This is a genomic window from Microbacterium sp. NPDC006705, from assembly GCF_044903545.1.
Lineage (GTDB): Bacteria > Actinomycetota > Actinomycetes > Actinomycetales > Microbacteriaceae > Microbacterium > Microbacterium plantarum.
Genome location: NZ_JBJDQQ010000001.1, coordinates 2161068 through 2186845, shown reverse-complemented (window position 1 = coordinate 2186845; position 25778 = coordinate 2161068). Strand labels below are relative to the sequence as shown.

Genomic DNA, 25778 nt, shown 5'->3' with positions numbered 1-25778 from the left:
GAGTCATCGATGGCGATCGCGCCGATCTGCTCGGCCAACGCCAGCCGGTCAGGGTGACGATCGACCACCATCACCTTCGCGGCGCCCTTGATCATCGCGGACAGGGCGGCCATCAGCCCGACCGGACCCGCCCCGGCGATGACAACGCTGTCGCCCGGGACCACCCCGGCCATCTCGGTGGCGTGGTAGCCGGTGGGGAAGATGTCGGAGAGCATGACGTAGTCGTTCTCCTTCTCCTCCGCATCCTCGCCCAAGCGCAGCGCGTTGTGGTCACCGAAAGGCACACGGAGCAGTTCCGCTTGGCCACCGCCGTAGGGACCCATGTCGGCGAACCCGTAGGCCGCACCGGCGAATGATGGGTTGGGCTGGGTGGTGAGGCAGTAGTTGGTCAGGCCGCGTTCGCAGTTCTTACAGAATCCGCACGAGATGTTGAAAGGGAGCACAACCCGGTCTCCGACCCTGACCTTCTCAACGCCACTACCGACCTCGATGACCTCCCCCATGTTCTCGTGACCGAACGTCCGGCCTACCTCGAAGGAGGTCCGCCCCTCGTACATGTGCAGATCCGAGCCGCAGATGTTCGTTGTCGTCACCCTGACCAGCACATCGGAGGGTCGCTCGATCTTCGCGTCCGGGACGTCCTTCGTGCTGACCTGACGGGGTCCCTCGTACACCACTGCCTTCATTGTCCACTCCGATCCGATGGTGTTGCTCGATGTTCTACTGGCAGGTCCTCGGCGACGCCGGCCCCACTCGAGACAGCGAACGCCCCCCCCCCCCCCGGGCCACGCGTCAAGGGGCTTGCCCGAAGCAGACGATGTGACAATCGAGCCGGGAACGCCCACCGAGACCAGGTTCTGATGCACATTCTCGGCGCGAGCCGTGGGCCCCCATCGCGAGTGCACCGTAACCGATGGCGGTCTCAACCGGTCGACGCACCACCCGTAGAGGATCGACCCGGAGGTGCGTGTGGCGTTCACGAGCGAGCAAGAGGACACGGTGTGGGAGCTGTGGGGACGAGGCGAGCCGACCAGGCTCATCGCTCGCTCACTTCGCACGAACACGTCGGCGGTCACTAGAAATCTCGCGAAGCATGGCGGTGTGCCGCCCGCAGCACGGCAACGAAGTCGCCTGCAACTGACCATTGAGCAGCGTGAGGAGGTGACGCGCGGGATCGCTGCCGGCTTGTCGAGTCGAACGATCGCGGCGTCGATCGGCCGGGCTCCGTCGACGGTGTCGAGGGAGCCCGCCCGCAACGGCGGCCGCGATGCCTATCGTGCGACGTCGGCGGATGCCGCTGCGTGGCGACGCGCGAGCCGGCCGAAGCCATCGCGTCTCGCGTCCGACGCCGAGTTGCTGCGCGTTGTTCGAGACCGGTTGGAGGCGGATTGGTCTCCCGAGCAGATCGCGCACTGGCTGCGACGGCAGCACCCGACAGACACACGCATGCGGATCTCGCACGAGACGATCTACCGCTCGATCTACGTCGCGGGTCGCCGCGAGCTCGGTCGCGATGCCGCCCGGCATCTGCGCTCTGGGCGGTCGGTGCGGCGGGCGAGGGTGGCGAAACGTTCGCATGGGCGTGGTGTCCTGCGCAACATGAACTCGATCCGCACCCGGCCCGTGACCGTCGCGGAGCGCGTCGAACTCGGGCACTGGGAGGGCGACCTCGTGATGGGTGCTCGACCGTCTGCCGTCGCGACGCTCGTGGAACGCTCGACGCGCTACGTCCGCGTCATCCCGCTGCCCAACGAATACCGGGCGACCCAGGTGCGCGCCGCGATCGCTGCCGATCTCGTGCAGCTGCCATCGGCGCTGCGGCGGACGCTCACTTGGGATCGAGGGCGGGAGATGGCCAAACATCAGGAGCTCGCAGCCGACCTGGGCATGGGCGTGTTCTTCTGCGACCCGCGATCGCCGTGGCAACGCGGGAGCAACGAGAACACGAACCGGCTCCTACGGCAGTACCTCGCCAAGAGTGCGGATCTCCGACGATTCACCGCCTCAGACCTCGCTCGCATCGCCGACCGCATCAACACGCGTCCACGCCGCGTGCTGGGCTGGGCGACCGCCGCCGAGTCGTTCCTGCCGCACCTCCGCAACGTCAGCCCGAATGCGCGTCGGCCGCTCGAACTATCGACGACGCGCGGTCAGTCCTCAGTTGACCTCAGCGCTGCGGAGCGTCGATAGAAGGTGGCGCGAGACATGCCGAGGTCACGGGCGACCTGCGCCGCAGGCGTCCCACCTTCGACGAGCCGGAGCGCGCTGCGGACCTGACTGTCCGTGACGCGCTGGGGCCGACCACCCAGGCTCTGCCCGGCGGCGCGACGCTTCGCGATCGAGTCCGTGACGCGCTCCCGCTTGATCTCGAGTTCCATCTGCGCGAGCGCAGCCATGATCGTGAACACCATCGACCCCATCGGTGTCGACGTGTCGACGTCGCCGCCGCCGAGGTTCAACACGCGCAGGCCGGCACCGCGGCCGCGCAGCTGCTCCGCGAACGCGAGCATGTTCTGCGTCGACCGACCCAGCCGGTCGAGCGTCGTGATGACGAGCGTGTCCCCATCGATCAGCGCATCGATGGCTCGATCGAACTGCGGCCGTGACGCCCGAGCCCCGGACACCCCGTGGTCGACGTACAGGTCGTCGCGGCGCACGCCAGCGGTAAGGAGGTCCGCCTGTTGGCGATCCGTCGATTGTTGCCGCGTAGAGACGCGTGCGTAGCCGATCAGCTTGCCCACGGGCTACTCCGGTGTCTCGAAACCAACTGCTAGTAGTCGGATTCAAGCAGACAGTTGCGAGACGTAGTTCCGAGACTCGCCGTGGAGCCGAACTTCGCAACTCCCCCCGACCTCTCTCGAGGCGGCGTGAGACGTCTCGAATCTCGAGGCATGCGAGACGGCAATGTATTCGGACCGCGATTGAAGCTCAGCGCAGGATGCCGCTGTGGCGCGCAGCGGCGACCGCGGCGGTGCGTGAGGAGACGCCGAGCTTGGAGTAGATGTGGGCGAGGTGGGACTTCACGGTCGTCTCGCTGACGAAGAGGCTGGCGGCGACGTCGGTGTTGGACTGGCCGGCGGCGACACGCTCGAGCACCTCGATCTCGCGGCTGCTGAGGCTGACCTGCGGCGCCCGCATCCTGCTCAGCAGCCGTGAGGCGATGACGGGTGCGAGTGCGCTCTCGCCTGCTGCGGCGGCTCGGACGGCGGCGATGAGCTCGTGGGGTGGTGCGTCCTTGAGGAGGTAGCCGCTGGCGCCTGCCTCGACGGCTCCGAGGATGTCCGCGTCGGAGTCGTAGTTCGTGAGTACGAGGACGTACGGTGCTGCGTCGAGCGCTCGGATGCGGCGCGTCGCATCCGCACCGGTGGTGGTGGCTGCGGCACCGAACTGCAGGTCCATCAGCACCATGTCGGGGTTCTCCCGTTCGGCAGCCTCGGCTGCCTCGTCGGGTGTCGCCGCCTCGGCGACGACCTCGATGTCGTCCTCCGGGCTGAACAGTGCCCTCAGGCCTGCGCGCACGATGGGGTGGTCGTCGGCGATGACGATGCGGATCATGACGTGGGCTCTCGCGCGAGGTCGACCATGAGGGTGGTGCCCTTTCCTGGTGCGGAGTCGATGGTGACGGTGCCGCCGAGCTGGTCCACGCGTTCTCGGGTCGCGCGAATGCCGAAGGAGTCGGATCGTCGGGGTGGTGCGGTGACCGCGGTCGTGGCCTCGAACCCGCGACCGTCGTCGGTGATCTCGAACGCCAAGCGGTCGTCGTGCACGGTGAGGGTGATCGTCGCGGTGCTGGCGTCGGCGTGCTGGATGACGTTGGCGATCGCGCCCTGCGCGATCCGCAGCAGTGCGGTCTGCAGATGCATTGGCAGCTCGACGGTGTCGGACACGCGAATGTCGACGTCGAGTCCTCGCGCGGCCCATTGGGAGGTGGCGAGCCGTCGGAGCGCCCCGCCCAGACCCTCGTCGTCGAGGTTGGGGGGTGTGAGCTCTCGGATGAAGCGGCGCGCGTCGGCGAGGTTCGCCGCCGCGGTCTCGCGTGCCAGCCGGATGTGCTCGACGCCTGGCCGTTCGGGATCCGTCCGCTCGGCGGCGTGCAGCAGCATCTGGATGCTGGAGAGCCCTTGCGCGAGGGTGTCGTGGATCTCGCGGGCAAGGCGGGACCGCTCTGCCATGACGCCGGCTTCATGTTCCGACGCCGCGAGCTGCCCGCGGGTCGCAAGCAGTTCTCGCATGAGCGCCTCCCGCTGTGCGGCTTCGCGGGCGAGCGCCTGGTAGCCGAGGCCGATGAGCAAGGCGACGCCCGCACCCACGAGTGGTCCGACGACGCCGCCCACGCTCCACCCGCCGTGGATGCCGAGCGCCGCGATCGCGATCGCCGTCGCGGCCGCGATCGCGAGCGACCCCCATCCCCGACCCAGCAGATGCAGGAACAGGAAGAACAACGGGAAGACGAGGTAGGCCGCCTCGGACGTCAGCCAAAGCAGCGCCACCCACTCCACGGTGAGCACGCCGAGCCACACCCTCCGCAGCATCGGACCACGACCGGCACCGGCGCCGACGAAGAGACCGCCGAGCGCATACGTGCCGATCAGGACGCCCGCGAGCACGAGGGTCACGACGCTAGACGCCGACGGCGCGAACACGGCGCGCACGACGACCAAGACCGTGAGGGCGGCGAACAGCACGTGCAGCCCCGTGCGCAGCCCGACGAACACGGGGGTCAGCGCGGAATGTGCCACTCACCGAACCCTACGCGTCAGCCACCCGAGGTCATCGTCCGAAAGTACGACGATGCGACCCACCTTTGCGGCGTCCAGCACCGTTCGGCCGGCCGATGATCGACGAGCCTCGGCGCACGAGAGTGGGAAGGTCGCCGCATCGGTGACAAGGAAGGACCATCCATGTTCGTCGCGCTGCGCGACCTGCGATTCGCTCGAGGCCGCTTCATCCTCATCGGCTCGGTCGTCGCCCTCATCACGATCCTCGTCGGGTTCCTCAGCGGACTCACCGGCGGGCTCGCCACCCAGAACATCTCGGCCGTCCTCGCGATCCCCGGCGACCGCATCGTGTTCTCTGCCCCCACCGACGGCACTTCGGCCGCCAGCTACGCCGACTCCACCGTCACCGAGCAGCAGAGCGAGACGTGGTCGGCTGCCGACGAGGTCACATCGGTAGAGCCGATCGGCATCAGCCAGACCCGCGCCGAAGCAGGCGACACCCGGATCGCCGTCGCAGTGTTCGGCGTGCAGCCGACGTTCGACGACACCGCGCCCACGCAGGACGGGTTCGTCTCCCTCTCCACCCCAGCAGCGGCGGACCTGGACGTGGCCGTCGGCGACGAGATCCAGATCGCCGGCACCAACTACACCGTCGAGACCATCGCCGGCGACGACTGGTACAGCCACACACCCGTGATCGAGATGACCCTGGGTGACTGGCAGGGCTATTCCGCCGCGACTGGCGCACCCGACGCCTACGCCACCGTCCTCGCCGTCACCGGCACACCCGACTGGGACGCGACCGACACCGCCGCGACCACCATCTCGGAAACGACCCTCGGATCCCTCACCGCACTCAGCGCCTTCCGGTCCGAGATCGGCTCGCTGCTGCTGATGGTCGGCATGCTCTTCGGAATCTCCGGCCTCGTCATCGGCGCGTTCTTCACCGTCTGGACCATGCAACGTAAGAGCGACATCGCCGTGCTCAAGGCCCTCGGCGCGAGCACCCGCTCGCTCATCCGCGATGCCCTCGGGCAGGCGCTCATCGTGCTGCTTGTCGGCATCGGTGGCGGACTCGCGCTCGTCACAGGCCTCGGCGCCCTTGCCGGCAACGCATTGCCGTTCATGCTCAGCCCCATCACGACCCTCCTGCCCGGCGCGATCATGACCGCGCTCGGCCTCGCCGGAGCCGCGTTCGCGCTCCGCTCCGTCACCTCTGCAGACCCTCTCTCCGCCCTTGGGAGTAACCGATGATCCACCTCGACGACATCACCCTCACGTTCCCCGACGGGGACAGCCGCATCACCGCGGTCGACCACGTCACCCTCACTGCACGCCCCGGCACCGTCACCGGCATCACCGGCCCCAGCGGATCCGGCAAGTCGAGCCTGCTGGCCGTCGCGGCCACCCTCATCCGACCCGACTCGGGACGCGTCCTCATCGACGACATCGACGCCACCCAGCTCACCGTCAACGAGGCCACGGACCTGCGACGAGAGAAGATCGGCATCGTCTTCCAGCAGCCGAATCTCGTCCCCTCTCTGACGGCAACCGAGCAGCTGGCCGTCATGAACGAGCTCGGCGGTGGCCACGCACGCCGCAACCGACGCACCGCGACCGCGCGAGCCGAAGCACTGCTCGACTCCGTCGGCCTCGCTGGCAGCAAGGACAAGCGACCCCACCAGCTCTCAGGAGGGCAGCGTCAACGCATCAACATCGCCCGAGCGCTCATGAACGACCCCAGCGTCCTGCTCGTCGACGAACCCACCAGCGCACTCGATCAGGAGCGAGGAGCCAGCATCATCGACCTGATCCTCCGCCTCACCGACGAGCTGAACACCTCTACGATGCTCGTCACCCACGACCTCGTCCACCTCCCCCGCATGCACGGAGTCGTCACCATCGTCGACGGACGACTCGTCGACATGGCAGCCCAGCGCACCGCCTGAGCGCAATGCGCCGAGGGGCGAGCTGATCGCTCGCCCCTCGAAGCGAGCGCCGCATCCTCGTACGCTCAACACGACAGATGGTGCGCTGACCGGTTGAGACCGCCATCGTTTATGGCGCGCTGCCATCTCCACGCAGGTGTCTTGTTGCGCCGTTATCCGATTCCCACGGCGGAAGGGGGGAGCGATGGGGGGGACATCAAGTGTCCCCCCATCACAAGTCGTTCTGGGATCGAGCGGTGGGCGGGTGCGTCTACTTCCCCTCGATGTCGGAGCCGGCGGAGCGGGTACGAAGCCGGCGAAGCAGCAGGAGTGCCCCTCCGGCCGCGAGAAGGAGAGCTACGCCTGTCATCGGGAACAACAGACCAGGGGTGCTCCCTGTTGATGCGAGGTCCCCCGACGCTCCCGAAGCTCCGGGCTCGCCCGAGCCGGACGACGGCTGCGAGTCCCCCTGGGCGGGCGGAGAGGTGGGTTCCTCCGCGGGCGAGGGGGTGGGAACCGGTGTGGGAATCGCATTGAGATGGAGCGTCACGTAGGGGGCTGTGACGGTCCCCCTTGTCCAATCCATGACTTCGGCCTGGTTGGCAGTGCCGGTGATCAGGTCGAAAGCGTTGGAATCGGTCACGTCGGTGTCACGGCTTTCCAGGGCGTCAGTCCATTCACCCGCGCCACCTCCGCCTCGGTAGGGGCCGACGAACGACGGGCACCCCGTGCCTTGCGCGCATTCCTTGCTATAGATCGGCCGCACGTTACCGATGCCTTCGCCCTCTTCAGCGCCGCTGAACATCGATACCTGGTACCCGACGTCGCGGAGGTCGACCCCGGTGAGAGCGCTCGTGGGAACGCTGGCGATGATCTTCCCCGCCGGGTTCACATCGAGGGCGACCGCGACGATGCGCTGCAGGTCTGCGCCGTATACTCCCCCGCCGAAGCGGGACGACTCGTAGCGCCCGTCGACCACGATCGCGTACTTCCAGGCGCCGGCAGCCGAGGTGTTGGTGCCGGGCAGGAGCGAGGTGGTTGTGGTGGAGTTGCCGTCACGGAGATAGATGTTGACCCGTTGGGTGCTCATCCCGTTCCCGCCCCAGGGATTGTTGATGACGCCGGCGGTGCTGGTGACGAATCGGACGACGTCACCGTCGGTGTACACCTCGAGGCCGGTGAGGTCGAAGCTGCCCGGGTTGAATGCGCCGTCGGTGGGGTAGGTGTAGCTGCCTGGACCGTTGTCGTCCCCGGCCGGGTCGGAGATCTGTCCCACTTTGGTGCCTAGCGCGGTGATGTTGCGTCGTTCGACGGTCATCACCCCGTTGCTGCCGGTAGCGGTGATCACGATGCGGTTGGTGATCGCCGGCAGGGCCACCGGGACGGTGAATGTGCCGTCGGTGATGGGCGCGTTCACTTCCTCCGCGTTGACTCGGACGGTGACGGTCGCGGCGTCGGTGGTGCCACTGACGGTCATCTCCCGCGAGGTTGCGACGGTGCCGTCGGCGAGCCCGTCGAGGGTGAGGGTGGGCGCGGGCCCGGTGGGCTGGTCGTCGCTGGTGGCGTTCCAGCTGTCCCAGGTGTCGCCGTCGAAGTTCAGCCGGCCCAGTTCTTCGCTGGACCAGTTGTCTCCTGCCTTGAGGATCGGAGTTCCCCCGACGGTGTAGTTGTGCAGGCGGATGCCGTTGCCGTCGCTAGTCTCGTTGCCGATGGTGGCCTTGGCGCCGGCGCGGTCGGTGTACCGCTTGAGCAGGCTGGCCTGCGAGCTCACGTCGAGGTCGTTCCACTCATCAACGGCAAAACCGTCGATGTTGACGTTCTCGGTGTCGGAGAGCGCGAACACCCGGATGCCGCAGTTCAGCGCTCCTTCGACGCGGGTGTCGGTGAAGGTCATGTTCCGCACCGTGGTGGTGATGTCTGCCCGGTCGGTGGCGCCCATGTCCTCCCAGTGCGAGGAGGAGTTGAAGATGCAGGTGTTGTACTTGACGTCCTTCCAGTACATCCGATTGTGGATGATGTCGGTGTTGGTGACCGTTACTCCGTCAATCTCTCGGGGCGTCCACCCCCATTGGATGACGGGGCCGTTCTCGTTTTTCCAAATCACGGTGTTATCGATCCGCACGTCGCTGTGATACATCTTCAGCACGTCATCATTGGCGTGGAAGAACGTGTTTCTCATTCGCCCGCCGTCGTAGAGCTCGATGCCGTCGGTTTGCCAGTACCAGCTGCCGACCTGCTTGTAATTGGCGACGTTCATCCGGAAGTTCTCGACCCCGATCTCCGTGTCACCGTCGTGGGCGTAGACGACAAAGGAGTGGTACGGAGGTTCGTTGATCGTGATGCCTTGCATCTCCAAGGTTTGCCCGGTGTTGGCGGACTCGAACTGGAGCATCTTCACGCAGTCGACGTGGCAGTTGTCACTGACGTTGTGCTGGTACCCGTTGCGGGTGTCCGGCTCGTAGACGTACTGCTCCCCCGACAGCACCCCGAGGCCGGTGACCTTGTAGGCGCTCTGGGTGTCGTGCAGGAAGCGGAACGCGCCCTTCACGTACGAGCCGGGGGCGAGGTAGACCCACTTCACGCTCTCCGGGAGGACAGCATGGTAGTCCGAGCCCATGTAATAGGTACCGGGGCCGAAGTACAGGATCTCCGCCGTGACGTCGTTGAGGTTGTTCACCAGGCCTGGCTCAGGCCGATAGATGCTGCCGGAGCGCTCGGTGGGGATCAGCCGTTCAGCCTCGTCGGCGGTGGGCTTGGGGTTGGCGAAGACCATCATCGAGTTCTGCGGTTCGGTGTGCACTGCCCGGTTGCCATCCGGGTTTGTGGTGAGCGCGCCACTGTTACCGCTGAGGTCGTTGTAGGCGGTGATCAGCTGCGGGTCGAACTCGACGGAGAACCGGGACCCGTCCGCACTGTAGGGCACCTTGACCCGGATGGTGGACGGGTCGACAAGCTCTTTTTCGAGGCCGAGGTCGGTAGGTCGGATGGTGACCTGGTCGGCTGAGGTGATCGTCTGCCCCGTCTTCAGGGTCACGTTCACCCACACATCGGTGGCGTACTCGAAGCTGGACCAACTCATCGTGAGGTCTGCGGCGGAGGCGAACTCGGCGCCGTCGTCTTCGGTGTAGCCGATCTTGTCGTTCCCGCTCCGCGGCACGCTCATGTATACGAATGACTCGTGCCCGGACCCCGCGTCGCCAGGCGCAGCCACCGACGCTTCGTAGAAGAGCGACTGGCGCACCTGGTCGCCGGCCACCGGGTCGGTGGTGGCGACCGCGTTGTCGTGATCCCAGGTCGTAAAGTCTTCGGTGATCGCGGCGGGTGCGGCCGCCACCGACGGCACCGTGGCGGCGGCACCTGGCCCGGCGGCAGCCGCCGTGGTGGCGGTGAGGACGGAGGCGAGCACGGCGGTGACGCCGACCATGCTCCACCCCCCGAGGCGCGTGCGATTCATGGTGGTGTCCCTTCAGAACGTCGTTGTCGTGATGGCGAGGGGTGGAGCGTGGCGGCGATCGTTCAGTCGGTCTGGGCCGCGACCACTCTCGCTTCCCAGGGCCGCAGTCCCAGCCCGGCCGGTTCGGGATAGTTGGCGAGGATGAGGGCGGCGTGCTCCCAGGCCTGAGGGAGCTTGACGCTGCGGTGGTCGTCGGAGAGGTTGACTACGACGAGCAACTGGTCAGCGTCGAGCGTCCTGGCGTACGCGAACACCGCCGGATCTCCAACGTCGAGGCGGGCGAAGTCGCCGTGGGCGACGACGTCACGGTCGTGCCGCAATGAGATCAGCTGCCGGTAGTAGTTGAAGACGGAGCGCGGGTCGGCGTACTGCGCTTCGGCGTTGAGCCAGGTGTGGTTGGGGTTCACCCCGATCCAGGGTGTGCCGGTAGTGAAACCGGCGTGGTCGGTGGCGTCCCACTGGACCGGGGTGCGGGCGTTGTCGCGCCCATTGCTGCGCATGCCGTCGAGCACCTGCTCGGCGGCGAGCCCCAGCGACTGGGATTGGGCGTAGTAGTTCAGGCTCTCTACGTCGCGGAACGTGGCCAACTCCGGGAAGAACCCGTTGGTCATCCCAATTTCTTCGCCCTGGTAGATGTACGGGGTGCCGCGCTGCAGGTGCAGCATCGTCGCAAGCGCTGTTGCGGACTCCCGCCAGTAGTCGCGGTCGTTGCCGAACCGTGACACCGTCCGGGGCTGGTCATGGTTGGACAGGTACAAGCTGTTCCACCCCGTCTCCCCCAGCGCCTCCTGCCACTTCGTGAGGGAGTCGGCCAACGCCCCTGGCCTGAGCGACCGCGGGTCGAACTTCGAGGTGCCGTGGTCCAGTCCGACGTGTTCGAACTGGAAGACCATGTTCAACTCACCGCGGGCGGGGTCGGTGGTCAGCAGTGCTTCATCAACGCTGACGCCCGGCATCTCTCCCACGGTGAGCAGCGCGTCGCGGCCGGCGAAGACTTCCCGTCGCATCTCCTGCAGGTACTCGTGTAGGCGGGGTCCGTGAGCGTAGTGCGGGAACCCGTCGCCGAGACCGGTGAGGGGGTTGGGGGTGCTGTCCGGGAGAGTGGTGTTTTTGGAGATGAGGTTGATCACGTCCATGCGGAACCCGTCGATGCCGCGGTCCAGCCACCACCGCATCATCGCGTACACGGCGTCGCGGACTGCCGGGTTCTCCCAGTTCAGGTCGGGCTGTTTCGCGTCGAACAGGTGCAGGTAGTACTGACCCGTCTGCTTGTCGAGGGTCCAGGTCGGTCCGGAGAAGAACGACTCCCAGTTGGTCGGTTCTGCGCCGGGCGTTCCCGGCTCGTGCCCGGGGCGGGCGTCGCGCCACCAGTACCAGTCACGCTTCGGGCTATCGAGCGACGAGCGCGACTCGATGAACCAGGGGTGTTCGTCGGAGGTGTGGTTGACGACCAGGTCCATGACGAGCTTCATTCCGCGACCGTGGAGGTCGGCGATCAAGGCGTCGAGATCGTCGAGGGTGCCGAACAGCGGATCGATGGCCTGGTAGTTGCTGATGTCGTAACCGGCGTCGGCGTGCGGGGACGTGTACACGGGCGACAGCCAGATCACGTCCACGCCTAGCCGCTGCAGGTGGTTGAGCTTGCCGATGATCCCGCGGATGTCCCCGACGCCGTCACCGTTGGAGTCGGCGAAGCTGCGCGGGTACACCTGGTACACGACGGCCGATTTCCACCAGTCCGGTGCTGTCGCGGCAATCGTTTCGGTGGTGTTGTTGAGGGTCATTTGACAGCTCCGAGGTTGACGCCGCGCATCAGGGTGCGCTGGAAGAGGATGAAGAAGATGAAGGCGGGCAGAATGCCGGCTAGCGAGGCTGCAGCGAGAGCCGTGGGGTCACTGGTGTACTGGCCGCTGAGCGCTCCGAGCGCTACGGACACCGTCTGATTCGCCGCGCTGGGCAGCAGCACGAGCGGCAGGAAGAAGTCGTTCCACGTCCAGATGAAGAAGAACGTCACCAGCACTGCCAATGTCGGGCGGGTCAGCGGAAGCACAATGCTCCAGAGGATCTGCAACCGGGAGGCACCATCGATCCGGGCTGCTTCGAGTACTTCCGGCGGGAAAGAACCCAGGACCGAGGCGAGCATGTAGGTGCCGAATGCGCTTTGCAACACAGCGAGGATGATGATGACGCCTAGCTGCGTGTCGTACAGCCCGAGGTCGCGGGTGAGGATGAACAGCGGATAGACCAGCGCCTCCTGCGGGATGGTGAAGGCGAGCATGAAGATTGCGAGGATCCATACCCGACCTTTGATCCGGCCGATGCCGATCGCGTAGGCGCTGAGCAGGCTGATTGCTGCGGCGATGAGGGCGACGCTGCCGCTGATGAGCGCGCTGTTCCACAATTTCTGGTTGAAGTTCACGCCCTGCCAGAAGTTGATCAGCGCAGTGAAATCGAGTGTCGTGGGAACGGAGAGTGGACCGGTCTCGATGTACTCCGCACCGGGTTTGAATGCGTTGACCAGCGCCAGCCAGAACGGGAACAGCATCAGCACGGCGCACACGAACACCACGATCAGTACGACCCAGCCGCTCACACCGCGGCGGGCGCGACTGCGCCGCTTCTTGGTGCGTGGCGCGGTGGACGAAGGAACCGTGGCGGGGGTGGCCACTTCCAGGCTGGTGGCGGTCATTTCTCAAACCCTTCCGCGTTCCGCGTCTGAAACAGCAGCAGGCCAACGGCGATGATGGTGACCACCAGTGCCAAGACGGTCGCAACGGCCGCGCCATAACCGACCTGAGTGGTGGTGAAGAAGTTGTAGAAGGAGAAGTACGCCGGGACCATCGTGCTGGTTCCAGGGCCTCCCCGGGTGAGGACGAAGATCGGTGCAAACACCTTCAGCGCGGCCACGCTGGTGGTAATGATGACCACCGCGATCTCGGGGCGCAGCTGGTTCAGGGTGATGACCCGGAATCGGGTGACCCATCCGGCCCCGTCAAGTTCGGCGGCCTCGTAGAGTGCCGGATCGACGCGGGAGAGCCCGGCCATGAAAATGACGACGGTGTATCCGATCTGCAGCCAGATCAGCACGTTCATCACCGACCAGATCGCGACGTCAGAGTCACCCAGCCAGTTCTGCCGCAGCGCCCCCAAGCCGACGGCGTCGAGGATGCTGTTCAGGACGCCGTACTCAGGCTGGTACATCCACTTCCACAACACGCCCGCGACGGCGATCGGGAGGATCTGGGGCAGGTAGAACATGGCCCGCATCAGGCTCGACATGCGGGCGCCAAATCGGGGAGCGATGAAGTCGAACAGGATCGCAGCGACCAGCACTCCGAGCGCGGTCGGCACGATGGCCATCGCCACGATAAACGCGAGGCTGTTGAGGAACGAGGTCCAGAAGGTGGGGTCGCCGATCAGTCGGGTGTAGTTGTCGATGCCGATGAACTGGGGCGACCCGACGCCGCGAAAACGGGTGAAGCTCAAATACACGTTCATCCCGAACGGAATGAGCACGACAGCGGCGAAGCCGATCGCTCCGGGGATGAGATACGCCCAGTAGCCCCCTACGGGCTCGAGCTTCTTACGACCGGACCTTCTCGTGGCCTTTGCGGTCAGTAACGTCATGATGCTGCTTTCTCTTGTCCGGGGTGTGCGGCGACGCATGCCGCGCCGCCGCACACCGTCGGATCACAGGCCTACGTCGGCGAGGCCCTGCTCGTATGCGGTGCGGATGCCCTCGACCGCCTGCTGGGGCGTCTTCGTGCCCTGCACGAGCTCCGTGTTGTTCTGGATGAGAACGTCATTCAGACCCGGCACCGGCCAGTCCGGGTACCACGCCAGTCCGCCCTCGGTACTGTCCTGCAGCTTTGCGAACTCGCCGAGCACGAGCTTGCCGACCGGGGATTCGATTGCATCGAGATCGGCTGCAACGGGCACCTGGCCTTCTTCGCCGAGGAAGTTCTGGACCTCTTCGCTCATCGTGATCTCGATGAAGTCGTAGGCGAGCTCCTTGTTCTTCGCCTTCTCCGGAACGACCCAGAGGTTGCCGCCCGAGCCGGGCACGTAGTCGGTGCCGGGGAAGAGGAACTGGTCGAACTCGAAGCTGGTGATGTCGTCGACGAACGGTCCCGCCCACCACGTGCCGGAAAAGAACAGCGGGTAGGTGCCCGCGACGAAGGCGTTGCCGGCATCCTGGGCGGGGATACCGGTGGAGTCGGTGCTGATATACCCCTTCGCCGTCCAATCCGCTACGGTCTCGGCAGCGGTCTCCCAGGCATCCCAGTTCACGTCGCCGTCGAAGCGCTGGTAAGCCGCCCAGTCCGCCTCATCCATGTTCTGCAGCGCCAGTTCGTACAGCAGGTGCACGCCCGGGTAGTCCGCCGATCCAAGAGCGAGGGGAGTGATGCCGTTGTCAACAAATGTCTGCATGACGGTTTCGAGCTCGTCCAGCGAGGTGGGGACGGAGAGGCCGTACTGCTCGAAGAGGTTCTTGTTGTACCAGACGGGTACGTACTCGCCGTAGTTGGTGACGCCGTAACGCTGCCCAGAACCCATCAGACCGTTCTCATACAGCCCGACGTCCTGCACCGAGCTGCTCAGATCCCAGCCGCGCTTGTCGGCAACCTCGGTCAGATCGGTCAGCAAGCCCGCCTGCGAAACCAAGCCAGCGGTGGCATTGCCCTTGAGGTACTCGAGGACGTCAGGAGCGTCGTCGGAGTCCAGCAGCAGCTGGCCGGACTGCTGCATCTGCTCGTAGGTCTTCAGCTCGAACTCGACCGTGACGTCGGGGTGCTTCTCCTCGAAGATCTCGATCGCACGGTTCCATCCCGCTGACAGCGCCGAGGCGTCGTTCTCCCACCACCACACCTTGAGGGTGTCGCCGCTTTCGGCCTCTCCCCCGCCCCCACCGGAGCAGCTGCTGAGGCTGAGCCCTGCGACGGCTATGGCTGCTACAGCGATCGCCACCTTCGTCTTCCGGTTGCTGATCACATTGACCTCCCATGGTCCTGGTCCGCGTCCCTCATCGGACGCCCACAATATGTTTACGCCGAACGTATTAGGGCGTCAAGTCACAGTTGCGTTACGCTCAGGGGGAGATGTTTCTCACGACATGGACGTATTGCGAGACTGAATGAGCACAACGCTCGAGCCTGGATGGGGCTCCGACGCCGGCGCTGCGCTCCCTGTTGCGATCGAGGTTCTGCGCCGTGGCCCCATCTCGCGCGCGGAGATCGGGCGCCGCCTGGGGCTCTCTCACGCCTCCCTGAGCCGCCTCAGCGCCCCGCTCATCGAACGCGGTGTGATCCATGACGTTGGAGAACACAGCAACGGACGAGTCGGGCGACCTTCGCGCCTCCTCGATGTCGACGCCTCTTCCCACTTCTTCCTCGGCATCAAGATCCGCGAGAGCGAGATCGTCGCGGCCGTGACCGACCTACGTGGCGAAGTGGTTGAGAGCACCGCCGTCCCGCTCAGCGATCGAAGCCCGGCCGCCGTTGTGCAGCAGGTGAAGGACCTGCATCGCGCCTTCGAAGTCAGCCACACCGTGACTGCCATAGGTATCGGCATCGGCGGTGCCGTCCACGACCGTCGAACCGTTATCAGTGCCGGTTTCCTCGCCTGGGAAGAAATCGCTCTCGCTGATCTGATTGAACAGGAAACCCGGATCCCCACTCTTGTTGAGAACGACGTCGTCGCGCTCTGCGAGTACGAGGACTGGTTCGGATTCGCCAGCCACGACGAGCGATTCGCCGTTATCACGCTCGGAATCGGCACCGGGTTCGGCCTCGTGATCAACGGACAGCCCATAGTGGGCGACGATTACGGCTATGGCCTCGTCGGCCATTGGCCCATGGACCCGACGGGCCCCCTCTGCCACCAGGGTCACCGCGGCTGCGCAGCAGCACTGCTCAACTCCGACGCCATCGCCCGCTACGCCACCGAAGCACTCGGACATGACGTCACCTTCGACGAAGCTGTCGAGCTGGCCGCGGAGGGCCACCCCGCCGCCTCGCGCATCGTGCATGACGCCGCCCGTGGGCTCGGGGTCTTGATCGCAGCCGTCTGCAATCTCACCCTTCCGGATCGCATCATCATCGCCGGCGAGGGAGTGCGGCTCGCGGTGGTCGGGCACGACACGGTGCAGGGGAAAGCTCGGGAGCTGCGAGATCCACGCGCTCACACCCCCCCGATCGACTATTCATCCGGCGATAACGTCGAATGGGCTCGGGGCGCGGCTGTCCTCGCTATCCAAGCCTTCGCGCTCGGCACCCTCGCCGCCGTGCAGTAGCCAGCACCCGGGTCTCGCCGGGGTGAGACCCGGAGGTTGAAAATCGTCGCGTGACAAGAAAGTAGGAAGCCCTCGTGGTGCTCAGGGCCGGGATCGACATCGGCGGGACCAAGATCGCCGGAGGCGTCGTCGACGCCGATGGTCAGATCCTGGAGAGGGTACGCGTCGACACCCCCGAGGACACGGCAGCCCTCGCGCAGGTCGTCATCGACATAATCGATCGGTTCCGCGCGACGCACGAGATTGCAGCGGTCGGGGTCGCCGCTGCCGGTTTTATTGATCGCGAGCGGACGACAGTCATTCACGCGCCGAACATCGCCTGGCGCAGCGAGCCGCTGAAGGCAATCCTGTGCCACGGAACAGGCTTGCCAGTCACGATCGAGAACGACGCCAACGCCGCTGGTTGGGCCGAGTACCGCTTTGGCGCTGGCCGCGGCGTGCAGCACATGGTGATGCTCACTATCGGCACCGGAGTGGGCGGCGCGATCGTTCTCGATGGGGAACTGTTGCGAGGCGGCCATGGCGCGGCGGCTGAACTTGGACACCTGCGGGTTGTCCGTGACGGTCGACCGTGCGGATGCGGACAGGACGGCTGCCTCGAGCAGTACGCCTCCGGTCGCGCTATACAACGCGAGGCGAGCCAGATTGCTGACACCGATGGCATCGGGCAGGCCCTCGCTGCCCACCGCGCCGAGAACGGATCAATATCTGGCCCCGCCGTGTCGCGATTGCTACTTGCCGGCGACCCCGGCGCTACCGAAGCAATTCGCCGCGTAGCGAGCGCTCTGGGCCAAGCCTGCGCAAGCCTTCAAGCCGTGCTCGACCCCGAACTTTTCGTCATCGGCGGAGGGGTCGCGGAGCTGGGTGAGGAGTTCCTTCGACCGGTACGCGCCGCGTATTCGGCGTCGATCCCGGGCCGTAGCGACCGGCCCACAGCACAGTTCGCTATTGCAGACCTCGTCAACGACGCCGGCCTGATGGGAGCCGCTGCCCTAGCGTGCGCGTGAGCGAGAGAAGGGCCTAGTAGGTTTGACCGTTGCGATCCTCTGCTGGCCCTCTGACCTGCGCGAGGCGATTCGGCCCGAGCCGGGGCAGAAACTTGCCGCACAGGCCCTTGCAGTCATCGGTCAAGTTCTCGTCGGCGCTTGCGCCACTGCGGTAGAGGCTGCCAACGTGCAGCAGCCCTAGAGCACCGCACCCGGCCCGACTCGTCCGAACATCCGGACACGACGAGGCTAGTTCTCGAACCGAGCTCAACCACTCCAGACCGCGCCATAATTGCCCGCCGAAACCGAGTTACGAACGACGTATGAGGCACGCCCTGCGGAGCGGCAGAACGCGAACCGCCGAAAACGATCGTTCGTGGTCCGGTTGAGCTCAGAGTTGGCTGCGTGGACTCGGGTTTCTAGGCTGAGCGGATGGAAGCGGATTGGATTGAACACCGGCGTTCGGGCGACGGTGAACTACTGGGATGGATGAAGCCCGTCGGGGACGGCTTCGTCGTTGTGGACTTACTCGGCCGAACCCACACGCAGGCTGTGGACTGGTTGACCGCAGAAGAATCGCTCGACGCACTAGGGCTCTCTTACCTCGCCGACACGTACGAGCTCCGTCTCGATGATGGTTCGTGGCTGAAGGTGCGCATCGCGGAAGTCTCACCGACCACGATCCGCCTCCAGAAGGATGACTGGGGAAACAGTTCTGCGACGGAGCTGTACTACTCAACGCACATTCCCGTCAGCCCTGACACCCTGCGACCACTCGCGTAGGGCGTTCTTGCACCGCAAACGATCGGTTTCGCACCACGGCTCGTTGACGTTGAGTCTCGTTCTGCTGCTGACCCATGACCCCAACCGCGGCGACCGATAGCATCCGAGCGTGAAACGCCTAACCGCTCCCGCCATCGCACTGCTCACTCTGCTCGCCGTGGCGGGATGCGCGCCAGAGCCGGATGCGGCGGCGGGAATGGCCGCTAGCCCGGTATCGCCGTCCCCGACCGCGCCCGCGTACGTCTCGGGAGAAGTAATCGATGCCGCGACCGCCGAGGTGATGGCAGCGGACTACGACGGGCCTCAGCGGGGATACCCGATGCCGGACGGCTCGTACGTCGTCGTGGACCGCGCCGCGCCGCTGCCGGATGCCGTGCAGCAAGATGTGAATGTGCGCGGCGAAGCACTGATGCAACAGTTTCCGAGGGTGGAGGATGCGACCGGTTCCGCAGCCGGGGCGGCGCGGTCAGCTCTCATCAGCGACCTCAGTGCGCAGACCGGCAAGCAGGTAGTTCTCGTTAATAGGACTGACGGTTTCGACTACTACGAGAACCCCGTGACGGGGTACTGGACCCTTGGTGCGTACCGGACACCTTCCACTGACACTGTCCGTTCTCGCGAAGAAGTCGCGGCGCTGATCGCCGAGTTCATGGCTGGCCAGAATCCTGACGACTATGTCGTCGTCTGGCCTAACTGACAATACGATGGCGCCGTGGCGACCCCTGACGGTGGCGCAGATTCAACTGAGCAGGTAGCCAAGCGGCTTGGCGAGATCGACGACGAGCTCCGGCGGCAGCCCGTCGGCAGGGTTCGCTATTCTCCTGCTGTGAGTGAGAACCGCCCGGGAAGCAGCCTTGTCAACTGGGTGATCGCAATGGGTGCAATCGCCTCTGCGGTGTTCATCTGGTGGGCCATCGGTCGTCCTGGCTTTGGGGATGTTGGGCAGGACATCTACGACGGCGACTGGTCCTGTGAGCAGCCGGGAGGGAACGGTCTTGGCGCGATGGGCGGCCCGGGGATCACTGTGATCGACGGTGACGTCACCTCCGCAAGCTATTTCGACATGACCAACGGAGAAGACATCCCGGTGGACTTCGGGAATGTGAACGTGGTGAACCCGACCACTCTGACACTCACGACTCTTTACCCACCGTTCTATGACGCTGCCTCCGGCACATACAAGTTCACCGATGTGCAGGGAACCTTCGAGTGCACGAAGGACTAGGTCGTGGCTAGCGCGGAGGTCTACGCCAACCAGGGAGTCCCGGTAACGCCCCGCCGCCCCTACGTGCCACCCCGGCACCCCCAATCGGGTAGGCGGTCGCTGGCGTCGGTCAACACGCCGAGGCGCAGAAGTTTGGAACTACCGCCGGACTGATGGGTTGCGAGCCAGTAGGCGACCCCGCCCCCAATGATGAGGGTCGCGGCTCCACCCAGCCCAGCCCAGTACCCCATGATCGCTGCCGCTACGCCGAGAACCAGACCAGCGGCTGCGAGGAGTATCGCGCCGAGGAGGATCACTTTCGACAGGGTCCTGCGCTCGCTCCACCTCACTGCGTACTCGGATCGGTGTTCAGGTTCCACAGGAACAGATCCTGCTCGAAGCGGTCGAGCAGGGAAGCTGCGTCCAAACCATGCGTCCCCGCCAACTCGTCGATCAGCGCCGCGGACATCCGCGCGAGCGCAAACACGGCCCTCTCGGGTGTCACATACGCCGCAGCGTCGAGGAGTGATCGTGCGGCTTCCTGAGCGCGCGCTGTCGCAACAGCATGTGCCTCCGTGCCGGGAACAGTCCGAGCCTGCTCAAGAGCGGCTCGGAGCAGCGGGGCCGCCGCCTCGTTCGCTTTCCGTGCCGCCTCTGCGCCGAGACGATGCGCCTCGTCCTCGGTCATCGCGCAAGCGTAGCGCCCCCTCGTTCGGCCCGACAGCGGGTTACCGTGGCGGTATGGGACGTTTGACCTACACCGGCATCGAGAACAACTTCGAGATCGAGGAACGAACCCTCGCCCACCTGCGCCTGGTGATCATGAACAAGCTCCGACGGGACGAGTCGTTCATGATGCACCTCCCCCACGGCGACGGCATTCGATCGCTGTGGGTCGACGCCAGCATGCCGCTCATGCTGACCTTCCACGGCAGCAAGAACCCCACCATCAACCCGGCATGGATCGAAGCGCTCATGGCATCGGCAAACAGCGCCTACGGTCTCCAACTCGTCCGGGAACCCGACAACACGATCGTTCACGACCCCGCACCCCGAGCATGACCACGTTCAGCGCCTCCGCTGACACAGTCCACCGGAACCCTGATTAAGACCCACGTCTTGGGCGCGGCCTCGATGGGAGGAGAGGAAGAACCTCCCCTCCCAACAGGATTAGGCGGCGATCTCCCACTCGGCCCGGTAGGCGACCGATGCCGTCCGCAAGAAGGCGATCCGTTCGGGCGTGAGGGCCTGCGTCGAGTCGACGAGGATGAGCTTGCCCGCCTTGACCATCGCGATGGCGGGGATCGCGGAGGGATTCATCTGACGAGCAGCCAGGGCGACCGTCGTTTCCATCACCGCGAGCTCGGCCTCGAGAAGGGCATCGCTCGGGAAGTGCATGTAGGTGATGAGGTGACGTCCGTCGACGAGGGCGAGTTCGACGTGCATGCGGATGCTGACTAGCTCGTACCCGTCTGCGTCCTTCACGACGGTGCTTCGCTGGTGTCGGACTGCCTCGCGAGCCGGGTGGCTATCCAGGATCGCCGTCATGCCGCGCGCGGCCTGGTCATAGCTTGCACGCATCCGAACGGAGGCGTTGTGCACTGCGTCGTCGAGCGCGCTTCCCCGAGAGCCGCGGGCGACATAGGCGAGCATGGCGGTGATGAATTTCTCGTACACGTGAGCGAAGATCCGCCCGTCCGCGGGCGCCTCCACCTGCTGGCGGTCATAGGCCACACGGGTAGCGCGACCGGCAGACTTCGCGCGGACGAAGACTCGGAGATGGTTGAACGACGGAATGTGATCTGCAGAAGGCATAGGGCCCCCTTCTCGCCCAGAACTGGGACGATACGCAGAGACGGACCACAGGCGGAGGGTGAGGGACGAAGGGGCTGACGCTCTCTGTCAGCCCCTTCTGCTGTTATCCCTTGCCGAGGGTCGAGCCGGCCTGCGACTTGGCCGACTTGCTCGACGAGTCGGACGCGAGCGTCTTTCCTGCCTTGCTCAGCGTGGCCTTCGAGGGCTTGGACGACCGCGACGATGCCTTCGCCATGGTGGTTCCTCTCTGACTTGGGTGGAGCAGGTCACCCGGTCAAGACCACCCGGTCTCGAACGCGTAGAGGCTACTGAGCCTCTAGAGTTGAGAGGTCCGCTCAAAGACACCTCAGCCCCGATCTGCTGTGCACGAGAAGTCCTTCTCGGCCTAAGCCGATCGGGGCTTCTTCGTACATAGCTCATTCTAAGGTGGACCTCCGACACCGCCCCGTGGGCACAGTGGGCCACGGGGATAAATTGCGCCAGCCTTGAGGTTTCGTGGTGACTTGTGATCGCCGGGGCGCCAGAAGGCCCATCCTCGCCCCTCTAGTGCCAGGTTTTCCGGGTTGGACGCCCCGAGTTATTCACATGGTGCGTCTCCATGCGGATTCGCCTCGGCACCGCGCCGAAGAGTCGAACACCGCAGCCCATCCTGACGCGACCCAATCCTCATCGAGTGCAGTGAGCGGCACTGATCGATGCCACCCTCAACCGTCTCCCACCTCTCCCCGCGAGGGGCCCGCAATTTGAGGACACGGGGGGCTAACTGCCTATGCTGCGGGTACCGGCGCATGGTGCTTGTTCCCCTCCGGGTGGCGCCATGGCCCCGCCGCCGGTAGTCCGCTGCGCGGCTTGGGGGCGGCGCAGCGGACACCCCTGCCCCGCCGCACTGAATAGAACATATCTTCGAACACGGTTACCCTAGTTCCGAGAGGGGCAGGTGTGGCCGTGGGAACGAACAAGCGATACGCGGCCGCGGTCGACCGTCGGATGGATCAGAAGATCCTGGAACGCATCGCGCGCGACGCCGGCCCGCTGCAATCCCTCTCCCGCGAAGAGATAGGCCTCGACACCGAGCCGGTGACGATCGACCCGAAACCGAAACCCGTCCGCGCCTGGGTGCGGTTCGGCGCAACACCGGTATGGGTCGACGGGCAGGCGTGTCGGTGGACGTCGGATGCCGTGGCGATCCGGTTCCTCGTCGGTGAGGCAGAACATCGCACCTGGGTGTGGGCCTCCGCGGTGACGCCTATCAGCGCGAAGCCGCCGGCCGGGTGAGTGCGAATGCGCTCATCTGACGCCGCCCGTCGCGCACGCTGCCCATAGGCCGCGGCGGTCGCGCTCGGCGGCGTCCTGGGCGGTTCTGTGAGCGTCCTGGCCGTCATAGGCGGCGCCGTAGGTGTATTCGTACCCGGCGCCGGTTTTGATGAGGGTCAGGGCGACGCTGTGACCCTCGTGGTGGACGTGCCGCAGTAGCCGGCCGTACCGGTCGACGTCGGCCTGGGTGGGGTCCGCGATCAGCTCGACGTCGCTGCGATAGATCAGCTCGTCGAGCATCGCCCGCGCCTCCTGCGCGAAACACTCGTCTGTCTTCCCACCCCGGCCGATCTCAGGGGTGTCTATCCCGATGATCCGCACCCGCTGCGCGCCGGCGCCGGTGTCGACGTCGATCGTGTCGCCGTCGACGACTGCGACCACGACGCCGCTCGTCGACGAGCTGCCGGCGTCAGCGCCGCTGAGTGGCACGCATGCGCTGACGCAGATACTCGCCCCGAGCAGGATCGGGGCGAGTATCTGGCGTCGCGGGCTCATCGTGGTCAAACCCGGCTGCGCTGCCAGCGCGCGGCCAGCGCGATGAAAGCGGCAAGGACGACCCCGCCGAGGAGAGCGATCGCGGGGCGCCACTCCCCCGCGATCGCGCACGTCAGCAGCGTTATTAGGGCAGCGAAGAAGGCCACGAAGCCGGTTCGGATCGCCCACTGCGTGTAGCCGCCCAGGGCGGCGAACAGCGCGGCGAGGACGACCGCAATGAATGCGACGCCTGCGGCGACGGTCGCGAAACCTGCGAGCGCTTTGATAAGTTCGGGGATGGGTGGGATCTGCGGCTTTATGTCGGGCATGCCGGACTGCGGAACCATCGCGGGTCAGTTCCCCACTGGCGCCAGCTCTGCTGTAGCAGGGGCACGACGGACGGGCTCGACGGTGGCTGTCGCGTGGGCGAGATCGGGACCGATCGCGGAGGCGTCGATGATGCGCCGGTACACGGTGCCTTCGCGGCCCTCGAACGACGCATCCCGCTCGGCGCCGATGACGATCACCGCGTCACCCTTGTGCAGCGAGCTCGCGGCGTTCGCGCCGAGCTCGAACTTCGCCTCGACGTAGTGAGCGAGGGGCTGCTGCCCCTCGATTCGCTCGTCGCCGCGGTACTCGTAAGCGTTCTCGAGCACCGTGAACTTGGTGATCTGGATGCGGCCTGCCTGCTGCACCTCGGGGTCAGCAGAGAGCCGGCCGGTGACGAATCGTACGGACATGGGGGTTCCTCTCTCTCGGTGGTCAGCGCGGCAGTGGCGCGCCGGCGTTCTGCATGAACGGCTCGGGGTTGATCGGCTTGCCGTTGTTGTGGATCTCAAAGTGAAGGTGGCACCCGAACGAGAACCCTGTCTCGCCCATCGTGCCGATCTGGGTTCCCGCGGTGACCTGGGTCCCCTTGGTGACCCGCAGGCTGCCGTTTTCCATGTGGAAGTACCCGGACTCGATGCCGTTGCCGTGGTCGATCCATACGACGTTTCCCCGGTAGGTCTGCACGCCGGCGAAGGTCACGGTGCCGCCACCTGCTGCCCAGATGGGGCTCCCGCATGATCCGGTGGCCAGGTCGGTGCCCTTATGGCATTCATCGCCGGGGCGGTTGTGGTGCAGGTTCCGAACGTGTCGGTGACCTTCCCGCGGGCGGGAACAACCCACTCCCCCGTGCCTGCGCTGCACGCGGTGGTCAGCGCCGTCACGATTGCTTTCGCGTCCGTCTCGAATCGGGCGTAATGCTCGGGGTTGTCGTTGACCTGGGTTTTGTGGATCGCGAGCGTGGCAGGCATGTCCTCCCACCCGTCGACCTGGGTCAGCCGGTCGTAGAACAGCGCTGCGGAGCGTGCGGGGTTGAGCCGGTCCTCAACGCTCCCCCATGAGTCCTGCTGTTGGAACAGTCCGATCGAGGTCGTGCGGGTGCCGTTGGGGTTGGTGACGCCGGAGGTCTCCCAATCGCCGTAGGTGATGTTCCGCAGTGACGATTCGCCGATCGCGGTCATGACCGCGAGGAGCAGGCCGTGCTGATTGATGCCGAGATCCATGCCGGCTCGGACGATCGCCGCCGCGTTGGTGAGCTGGTCGCGCTTGTACCCGTTCACTTCTGCCGGCAGCGAGCCGCCGGTGTCGGCCATGCACATGCCGGCGGCGTCGGCTCGCTGCACGGTGGAGAGGATGAACGTCGCCCCGAACATGAGCGCCACGGCGACGGCCACGACAGCGGCGATCAGCTTGGTTTTCATGCCGCGTCCTGGTCGCCGTCTCCTCGCATTCCCTCGTCGGTGTCAGTCAGGCTGACCTCGATGGATGAACGCACGTGCTGCCCGTGCGTTTCGGGGACGCTGCCGTACTTGAACACGAAGTGACCGGGTGCGAGGTTCTGCAACGTCTCGGCCGTCGACGGGTCGAATCCGAAGGTCTGAACCGCCCAGTCGGCATCCTCCTGGCGGTCCTGCCGGAAGATGTAGATGCTCTGCGCCTCGCTGATGACGGTTCGCCCGGGCGAATCAGCGGCGATATCGGCGCCCTTGTGGAACACGAAGACGTTGCTCAGGCCGAGGCCACGAGAGAGCTTCTGGTTCGACTTCAACAGGTGCGCGGTGGGGCCTTGAACCATGTCACACCCTTCCTCGTTGATGCAGGTCGTCTGCCAGCCTGGATCGGCACGGAGCCGGCCCAGCATCCACTGGTTGCCGATCGCGCGGACAACGGTGCGAGGACGGGCCCTCGCCGGGGAGCTGAGAGATATCGAAGCTCGTCAGCTTGCCGGTCAGCGCCACCTCTCTGCTGGTGTCGCCGTCGAGCAGGCCGCCGTGCTCCTCCAAGAGCCCTTCGAGGGTGAATCGCACGCCGAGGCCCACCCGGTGCAGCCGGTCACGGGCGGACTCGCTGCCGTTCAGCTCCTCCGCGTCGACGTCGCCCAGCAGCGGCAGGGGGCCGCTCATTGTGGGAGCACGACCGCCCCCGAACTGCACGATAGCCCGCGTGAGGGCCGATCGAGCTGCCTTCGCTTCCCATTCGTCAATGCGCTTACCGTCTCGCGCGATACGGCGGATCGCGTGCAGCAGTGGGTACGTGCCGGCGGAACCGATCTGGTAGACGATCAGCGGGTCGAGGGCCTCGCCCCCCCTGAGCCACCCTTGGTGTCTAGCACCGCCGACGACCTGACCCTCGACCAGCTTCCGTGACAAGCCAGTCAGGTAAGCCGTCGGCAGTGTGCACTGTGGAAACGACGAACCCAGACTTGCACCAAAAATGCACCACGCACGTCCGCAACATGCAGAAAACCCCCGGATAACCGGGGG

Annotated in this window: 29 protein-coding genes; 10 read left to right on the top strand and 19 right to left on the bottom strand. The window is 65.7% G+C overall.

Translation table 11 applies throughout. The features are described from left to right. Positions 1-686, bottom strand: a 686-nt coding sequence (locus tag ACI2K6_RS10510) for an alcohol dehydrogenase catalytic domain-containing protein (RefSeq protein ID WP_404568558.1), incomplete at its 3' end; no start/stop codon positions are given. Positions 687-963: 277 nt separating this feature from the next. Here ACI2K6_RS10510 and ACI2K6_RS10505 point away from each other — a divergent pair. Further along, a complete protein-coding gene (locus tag ACI2K6_RS10505) occupies positions 964-2190 on the top strand; it encodes an IS30 family transposase (RefSeq protein WP_404568557.1) in 1227 nt (408 codons plus the stop codon). On the opposite strand, the gene ACI2K6_RS10500 is transcribed toward ACI2K6_RS10505, so the two are convergent. From ACI2K6_RS10500 to ACI2K6_RS10490, 3 genes are all read right to left on the bottom strand, one after another. Next, the gene (locus ACI2K6_RS10500) at positions 2151-2741 is read right to left on the bottom strand and encodes a recombinase family protein (RefSeq protein WP_404568556.1); all 591 of its coding nucleotides are present in this window, start codon (positions 2739-2741) and stop codon (positions 2151-2153) included. The genes ACI2K6_RS10505 and ACI2K6_RS10500 overlap by 40 nt on opposite strands. A gap of 187 nt (positions 2742-2928) precedes the next feature. After that, a complete protein-coding gene (locus ACI2K6_RS10495; protein ID WP_404568555.1) occupies positions 2929-3555 on the bottom strand; it encodes a response regulator in 627 nt (208 codons plus the stop codon). Next, entirely contained in the window at positions 3552-4739 is a 1188-nt protein-coding gene (locus tag ACI2K6_RS10490; protein WP_404568554.1) for a sensor histidine kinase, read from the bottom strand. Before ACI2K6_RS10490 ends, ACI2K6_RS10495 begins: the two co-directional genes overlap by 4 nt. A 162-nt stretch (positions 4740-4901) precedes the next feature. Between ACI2K6_RS10490 and ACI2K6_RS10485 the strand changes: the two genes are divergently transcribed. Together ACI2K6_RS10485 and ACI2K6_RS10480 are read left to right on the top strand one after the other, a co-directional pair. Then, entirely contained in the window at positions 4902-5972 is a 1071-nt protein-coding gene (locus tag ACI2K6_RS10485; RefSeq protein WP_404568553.1) for an ABC transporter permease, read from the top strand. After that, a complete protein-coding gene (locus ACI2K6_RS10480; protein WP_404568552.1) occupies positions 5969-6667 on the top strand; it encodes an ABC transporter ATP-binding protein in 699 nt (232 codons plus the stop codon). The genes ACI2K6_RS10485 and ACI2K6_RS10480 overlap by 4 nt, the downstream gene beginning before the upstream one ends. A 250-nt stretch (positions 6668-6917) precedes the next feature. On the opposite strand, the gene ACI2K6_RS10475 is transcribed toward ACI2K6_RS10480, so the two are convergent. The 5 genes from ACI2K6_RS10475 to ACI2K6_RS10455 form a co-directional block, all read right to left on the bottom strand. After that, complete coding sequence (locus tag ACI2K6_RS10475) at positions 6918-10100, bottom strand: glucodextranase DOMON-like domain-containing protein (protein ID WP_404568551.1); 3183 nt, start codon at positions 10098-10100, stop codon at positions 6918-6920. A gap of 62 nt (positions 10101-10162) precedes the next feature. After that, positions 10163-11884, bottom strand: a complete 1722-nt coding sequence (locus ACI2K6_RS10470) for an alpha-glucosidase (protein WP_404568550.1) — start codon at positions 11882-11884, stop codon at positions 10163-10165. Beyond that, entirely contained in the window at positions 11881-12789 is a 909-nt protein-coding gene (locus ACI2K6_RS10465) for a carbohydrate ABC transporter permease (protein ID WP_404568549.1), read from the bottom strand. The genes ACI2K6_RS10470 and ACI2K6_RS10465 overlap by 4 nt, the downstream gene beginning before the upstream one ends. Continuing rightward, a complete protein-coding gene (locus ACI2K6_RS10460) occupies positions 12786-13727 on the bottom strand; it encodes a carbohydrate ABC transporter permease (protein WP_404568548.1) in 942 nt (313 codons plus the stop codon). Before ACI2K6_RS10460 ends, ACI2K6_RS10465 begins: the two co-directional genes overlap by 4 nt. A gap of 63 nt (positions 13728-13790) precedes the next feature. Beyond that, positions 13791-15092 (bottom strand): ABC transporter substrate-binding protein, encoded by a 1302-nt coding sequence (locus ACI2K6_RS10455; RefSeq protein ID WP_404568547.1) that lies wholly within the window; start codon positions 15090-15092, stop codon positions 13791-13793. Positions 15093-15234: 142 nt separating this feature from the next. On the opposite strand from ACI2K6_RS10455, the gene ACI2K6_RS10450 reads away from it, so the two are divergent. The 5 genes from ACI2K6_RS10450 (at position 15235) to ACI2K6_RS10430 (ending at position 19386) form a co-directional block, all read left to right on the top strand. After that, the gene (locus tag ACI2K6_RS10450; protein WP_404568546.1) at positions 15235-16392 is read left to right on the top strand and encodes an ROK family protein; all 1158 of its coding nucleotides are present in this window, start codon (positions 15235-15237) and stop codon (positions 16390-16392) included. A 77-nt stretch (positions 16393-16469) separates the two neighbouring features. Then, positions 16470-17399 (top strand): ROK family glucokinase, encoded by a 930-nt coding sequence (locus ACI2K6_RS10445; RefSeq protein ID WP_404568589.1) that lies wholly within the window; start codon positions 16470-16472, stop codon positions 17397-17399. Between the two features lie 411 nt (positions 17400-17810). Next, positions 17811-18161 (top strand): hypothetical protein, encoded by a 351-nt coding sequence (locus tag ACI2K6_RS10440; protein WP_404568545.1) that lies wholly within the window; start codon positions 17811-17813, stop codon positions 18159-18161. 109 nt (positions 18162-18270) lie between these two features. Beyond that, positions 18271-18858: a hypothetical protein gene (locus tag ACI2K6_RS10435; protein WP_404568544.1), complete on the top strand. Its 588-nt coding sequence runs from the start codon at positions 18271-18273 to the stop codon at positions 18856-18858. A 15-nt stretch (positions 18859-18873) separates the two neighbouring features. After that, the gene (locus tag ACI2K6_RS10430) at positions 18874-19386 is read left to right on the top strand and encodes a hypothetical protein (RefSeq protein ID WP_404568543.1); all 513 of its coding nucleotides are present in this window, start codon (positions 18874-18876) and stop codon (positions 19384-19386) included. 325 nt (positions 19387-19711) lie between these two features. On the opposite strand, the gene ACI2K6_RS10425 is transcribed toward ACI2K6_RS10430, so the two are convergent. Then, positions 19712-20053 (bottom strand): hypothetical protein, encoded by a 342-nt coding sequence (locus tag ACI2K6_RS10425; RefSeq protein ID WP_404568542.1) that lies wholly within the window; start codon positions 20051-20053, stop codon positions 19712-19714. 53 nt (positions 20054-20106) lie between these two features. Between ACI2K6_RS10425 and ACI2K6_RS10420 the strand changes: the two genes are divergently transcribed. Then, positions 20107-20427, top strand: a complete 321-nt coding sequence (locus ACI2K6_RS10420; protein ID WP_404568541.1) for an ATP-dependent DNA ligase — start codon at positions 20107-20109, stop codon at positions 20425-20427. Positions 20428-20535: 108 nt separating this feature from the next. Here the strand turns inward: ACI2K6_RS10420 and ACI2K6_RS10415 are convergent, their stop codons facing one another. After that, positions 20536-21180, bottom strand: a complete 645-nt coding sequence (locus tag ACI2K6_RS10415) for a hypothetical protein (protein ID WP_404568540.1) — start codon at positions 21178-21180, stop codon at positions 20536-20538. Between the two features lie 103 nt (positions 21181-21283). After that, positions 21284-21415, bottom strand: a complete 132-nt coding sequence (locus ACI2K6_RS10410; protein WP_261580534.1) for a hypothetical protein — start codon at positions 21413-21415, stop codon at positions 21284-21286. 710 nt (positions 21416-22125) lie between these two features. Between ACI2K6_RS10410 and ACI2K6_RS10405 the strand changes: the two genes are divergently transcribed. Further along, positions 22126-22455: a hypothetical protein gene (locus ACI2K6_RS10405; RefSeq protein WP_404568539.1), complete on the top strand. Its 330-nt coding sequence runs from the start codon at positions 22126-22128 to the stop codon at positions 22453-22455. Positions 22456-22467: 12 nt separating this feature from the next. Here ACI2K6_RS10405 and ACI2K6_RS10400 read toward each other — a convergent pair whose 3' ends face one another. The 7 genes from ACI2K6_RS10400 to ACI2K6_RS10370 form a co-directional block, all read right to left on the bottom strand. Then, positions 22468-22875 (bottom strand): thermonuclease family protein, encoded by a 408-nt coding sequence (locus tag ACI2K6_RS10400; protein ID WP_404568538.1) that lies wholly within the window; start codon positions 22873-22875, stop codon positions 22468-22470. Positions 22876-22994: 119 nt separating this feature from the next. Beyond that, a complete protein-coding gene (locus ACI2K6_RS10395; protein ID WP_404568537.1) occupies positions 22995-23297 on the bottom strand; it encodes a hypothetical protein in 303 nt (100 codons plus the stop codon). Positions 23298-23321: 24 nt separating this feature from the next. After that, positions 23322-23708: a single-stranded DNA-binding protein gene (locus tag ACI2K6_RS10390; RefSeq protein WP_404568536.1), complete on the bottom strand. Its 387-nt coding sequence runs from the start codon at positions 23706-23708 to the stop codon at positions 23322-23324. 22 nt (positions 23709-23730) lie between these two features. Then, positions 23731-24021: a M23 family metallopeptidase gene (locus ACI2K6_RS10385; RefSeq protein WP_404568588.1), complete on the bottom strand. Its 291-nt coding sequence runs from the start codon at positions 24019-24021 to the stop codon at positions 23731-23733. Continuing rightward, a complete protein-coding gene (locus tag ACI2K6_RS10380) occupies positions 23994-24716 on the bottom strand; it encodes a hypothetical protein (protein ID WP_404568535.1) in 723 nt (240 codons plus the stop codon). The genes ACI2K6_RS10385 and ACI2K6_RS10380 overlap by 28 nt, the downstream gene beginning before the upstream one ends. After that, the gene (locus ACI2K6_RS10375) at positions 24713-25090 is read right to left on the bottom strand and encodes a hypothetical protein (protein WP_274179434.1); all 378 of its coding nucleotides are present in this window, start codon (positions 25088-25090) and stop codon (positions 24713-24715) included. Before ACI2K6_RS10375 ends, ACI2K6_RS10380 begins: the two co-directional genes overlap by 4 nt. Before the next feature lies 1 nt (position 25091). Then, positions 25092-25664 carry a hypothetical protein gene (locus tag ACI2K6_RS10370; RefSeq protein WP_404568534.1) on the bottom strand — a complete coding sequence of 191 codons (573 nt, stop codon included), beginning with the start codon at positions 25662-25664 and terminating at the stop codon, positions 25092-25094. Positions 25665-25778: the final 114 nt, after the last annotated feature.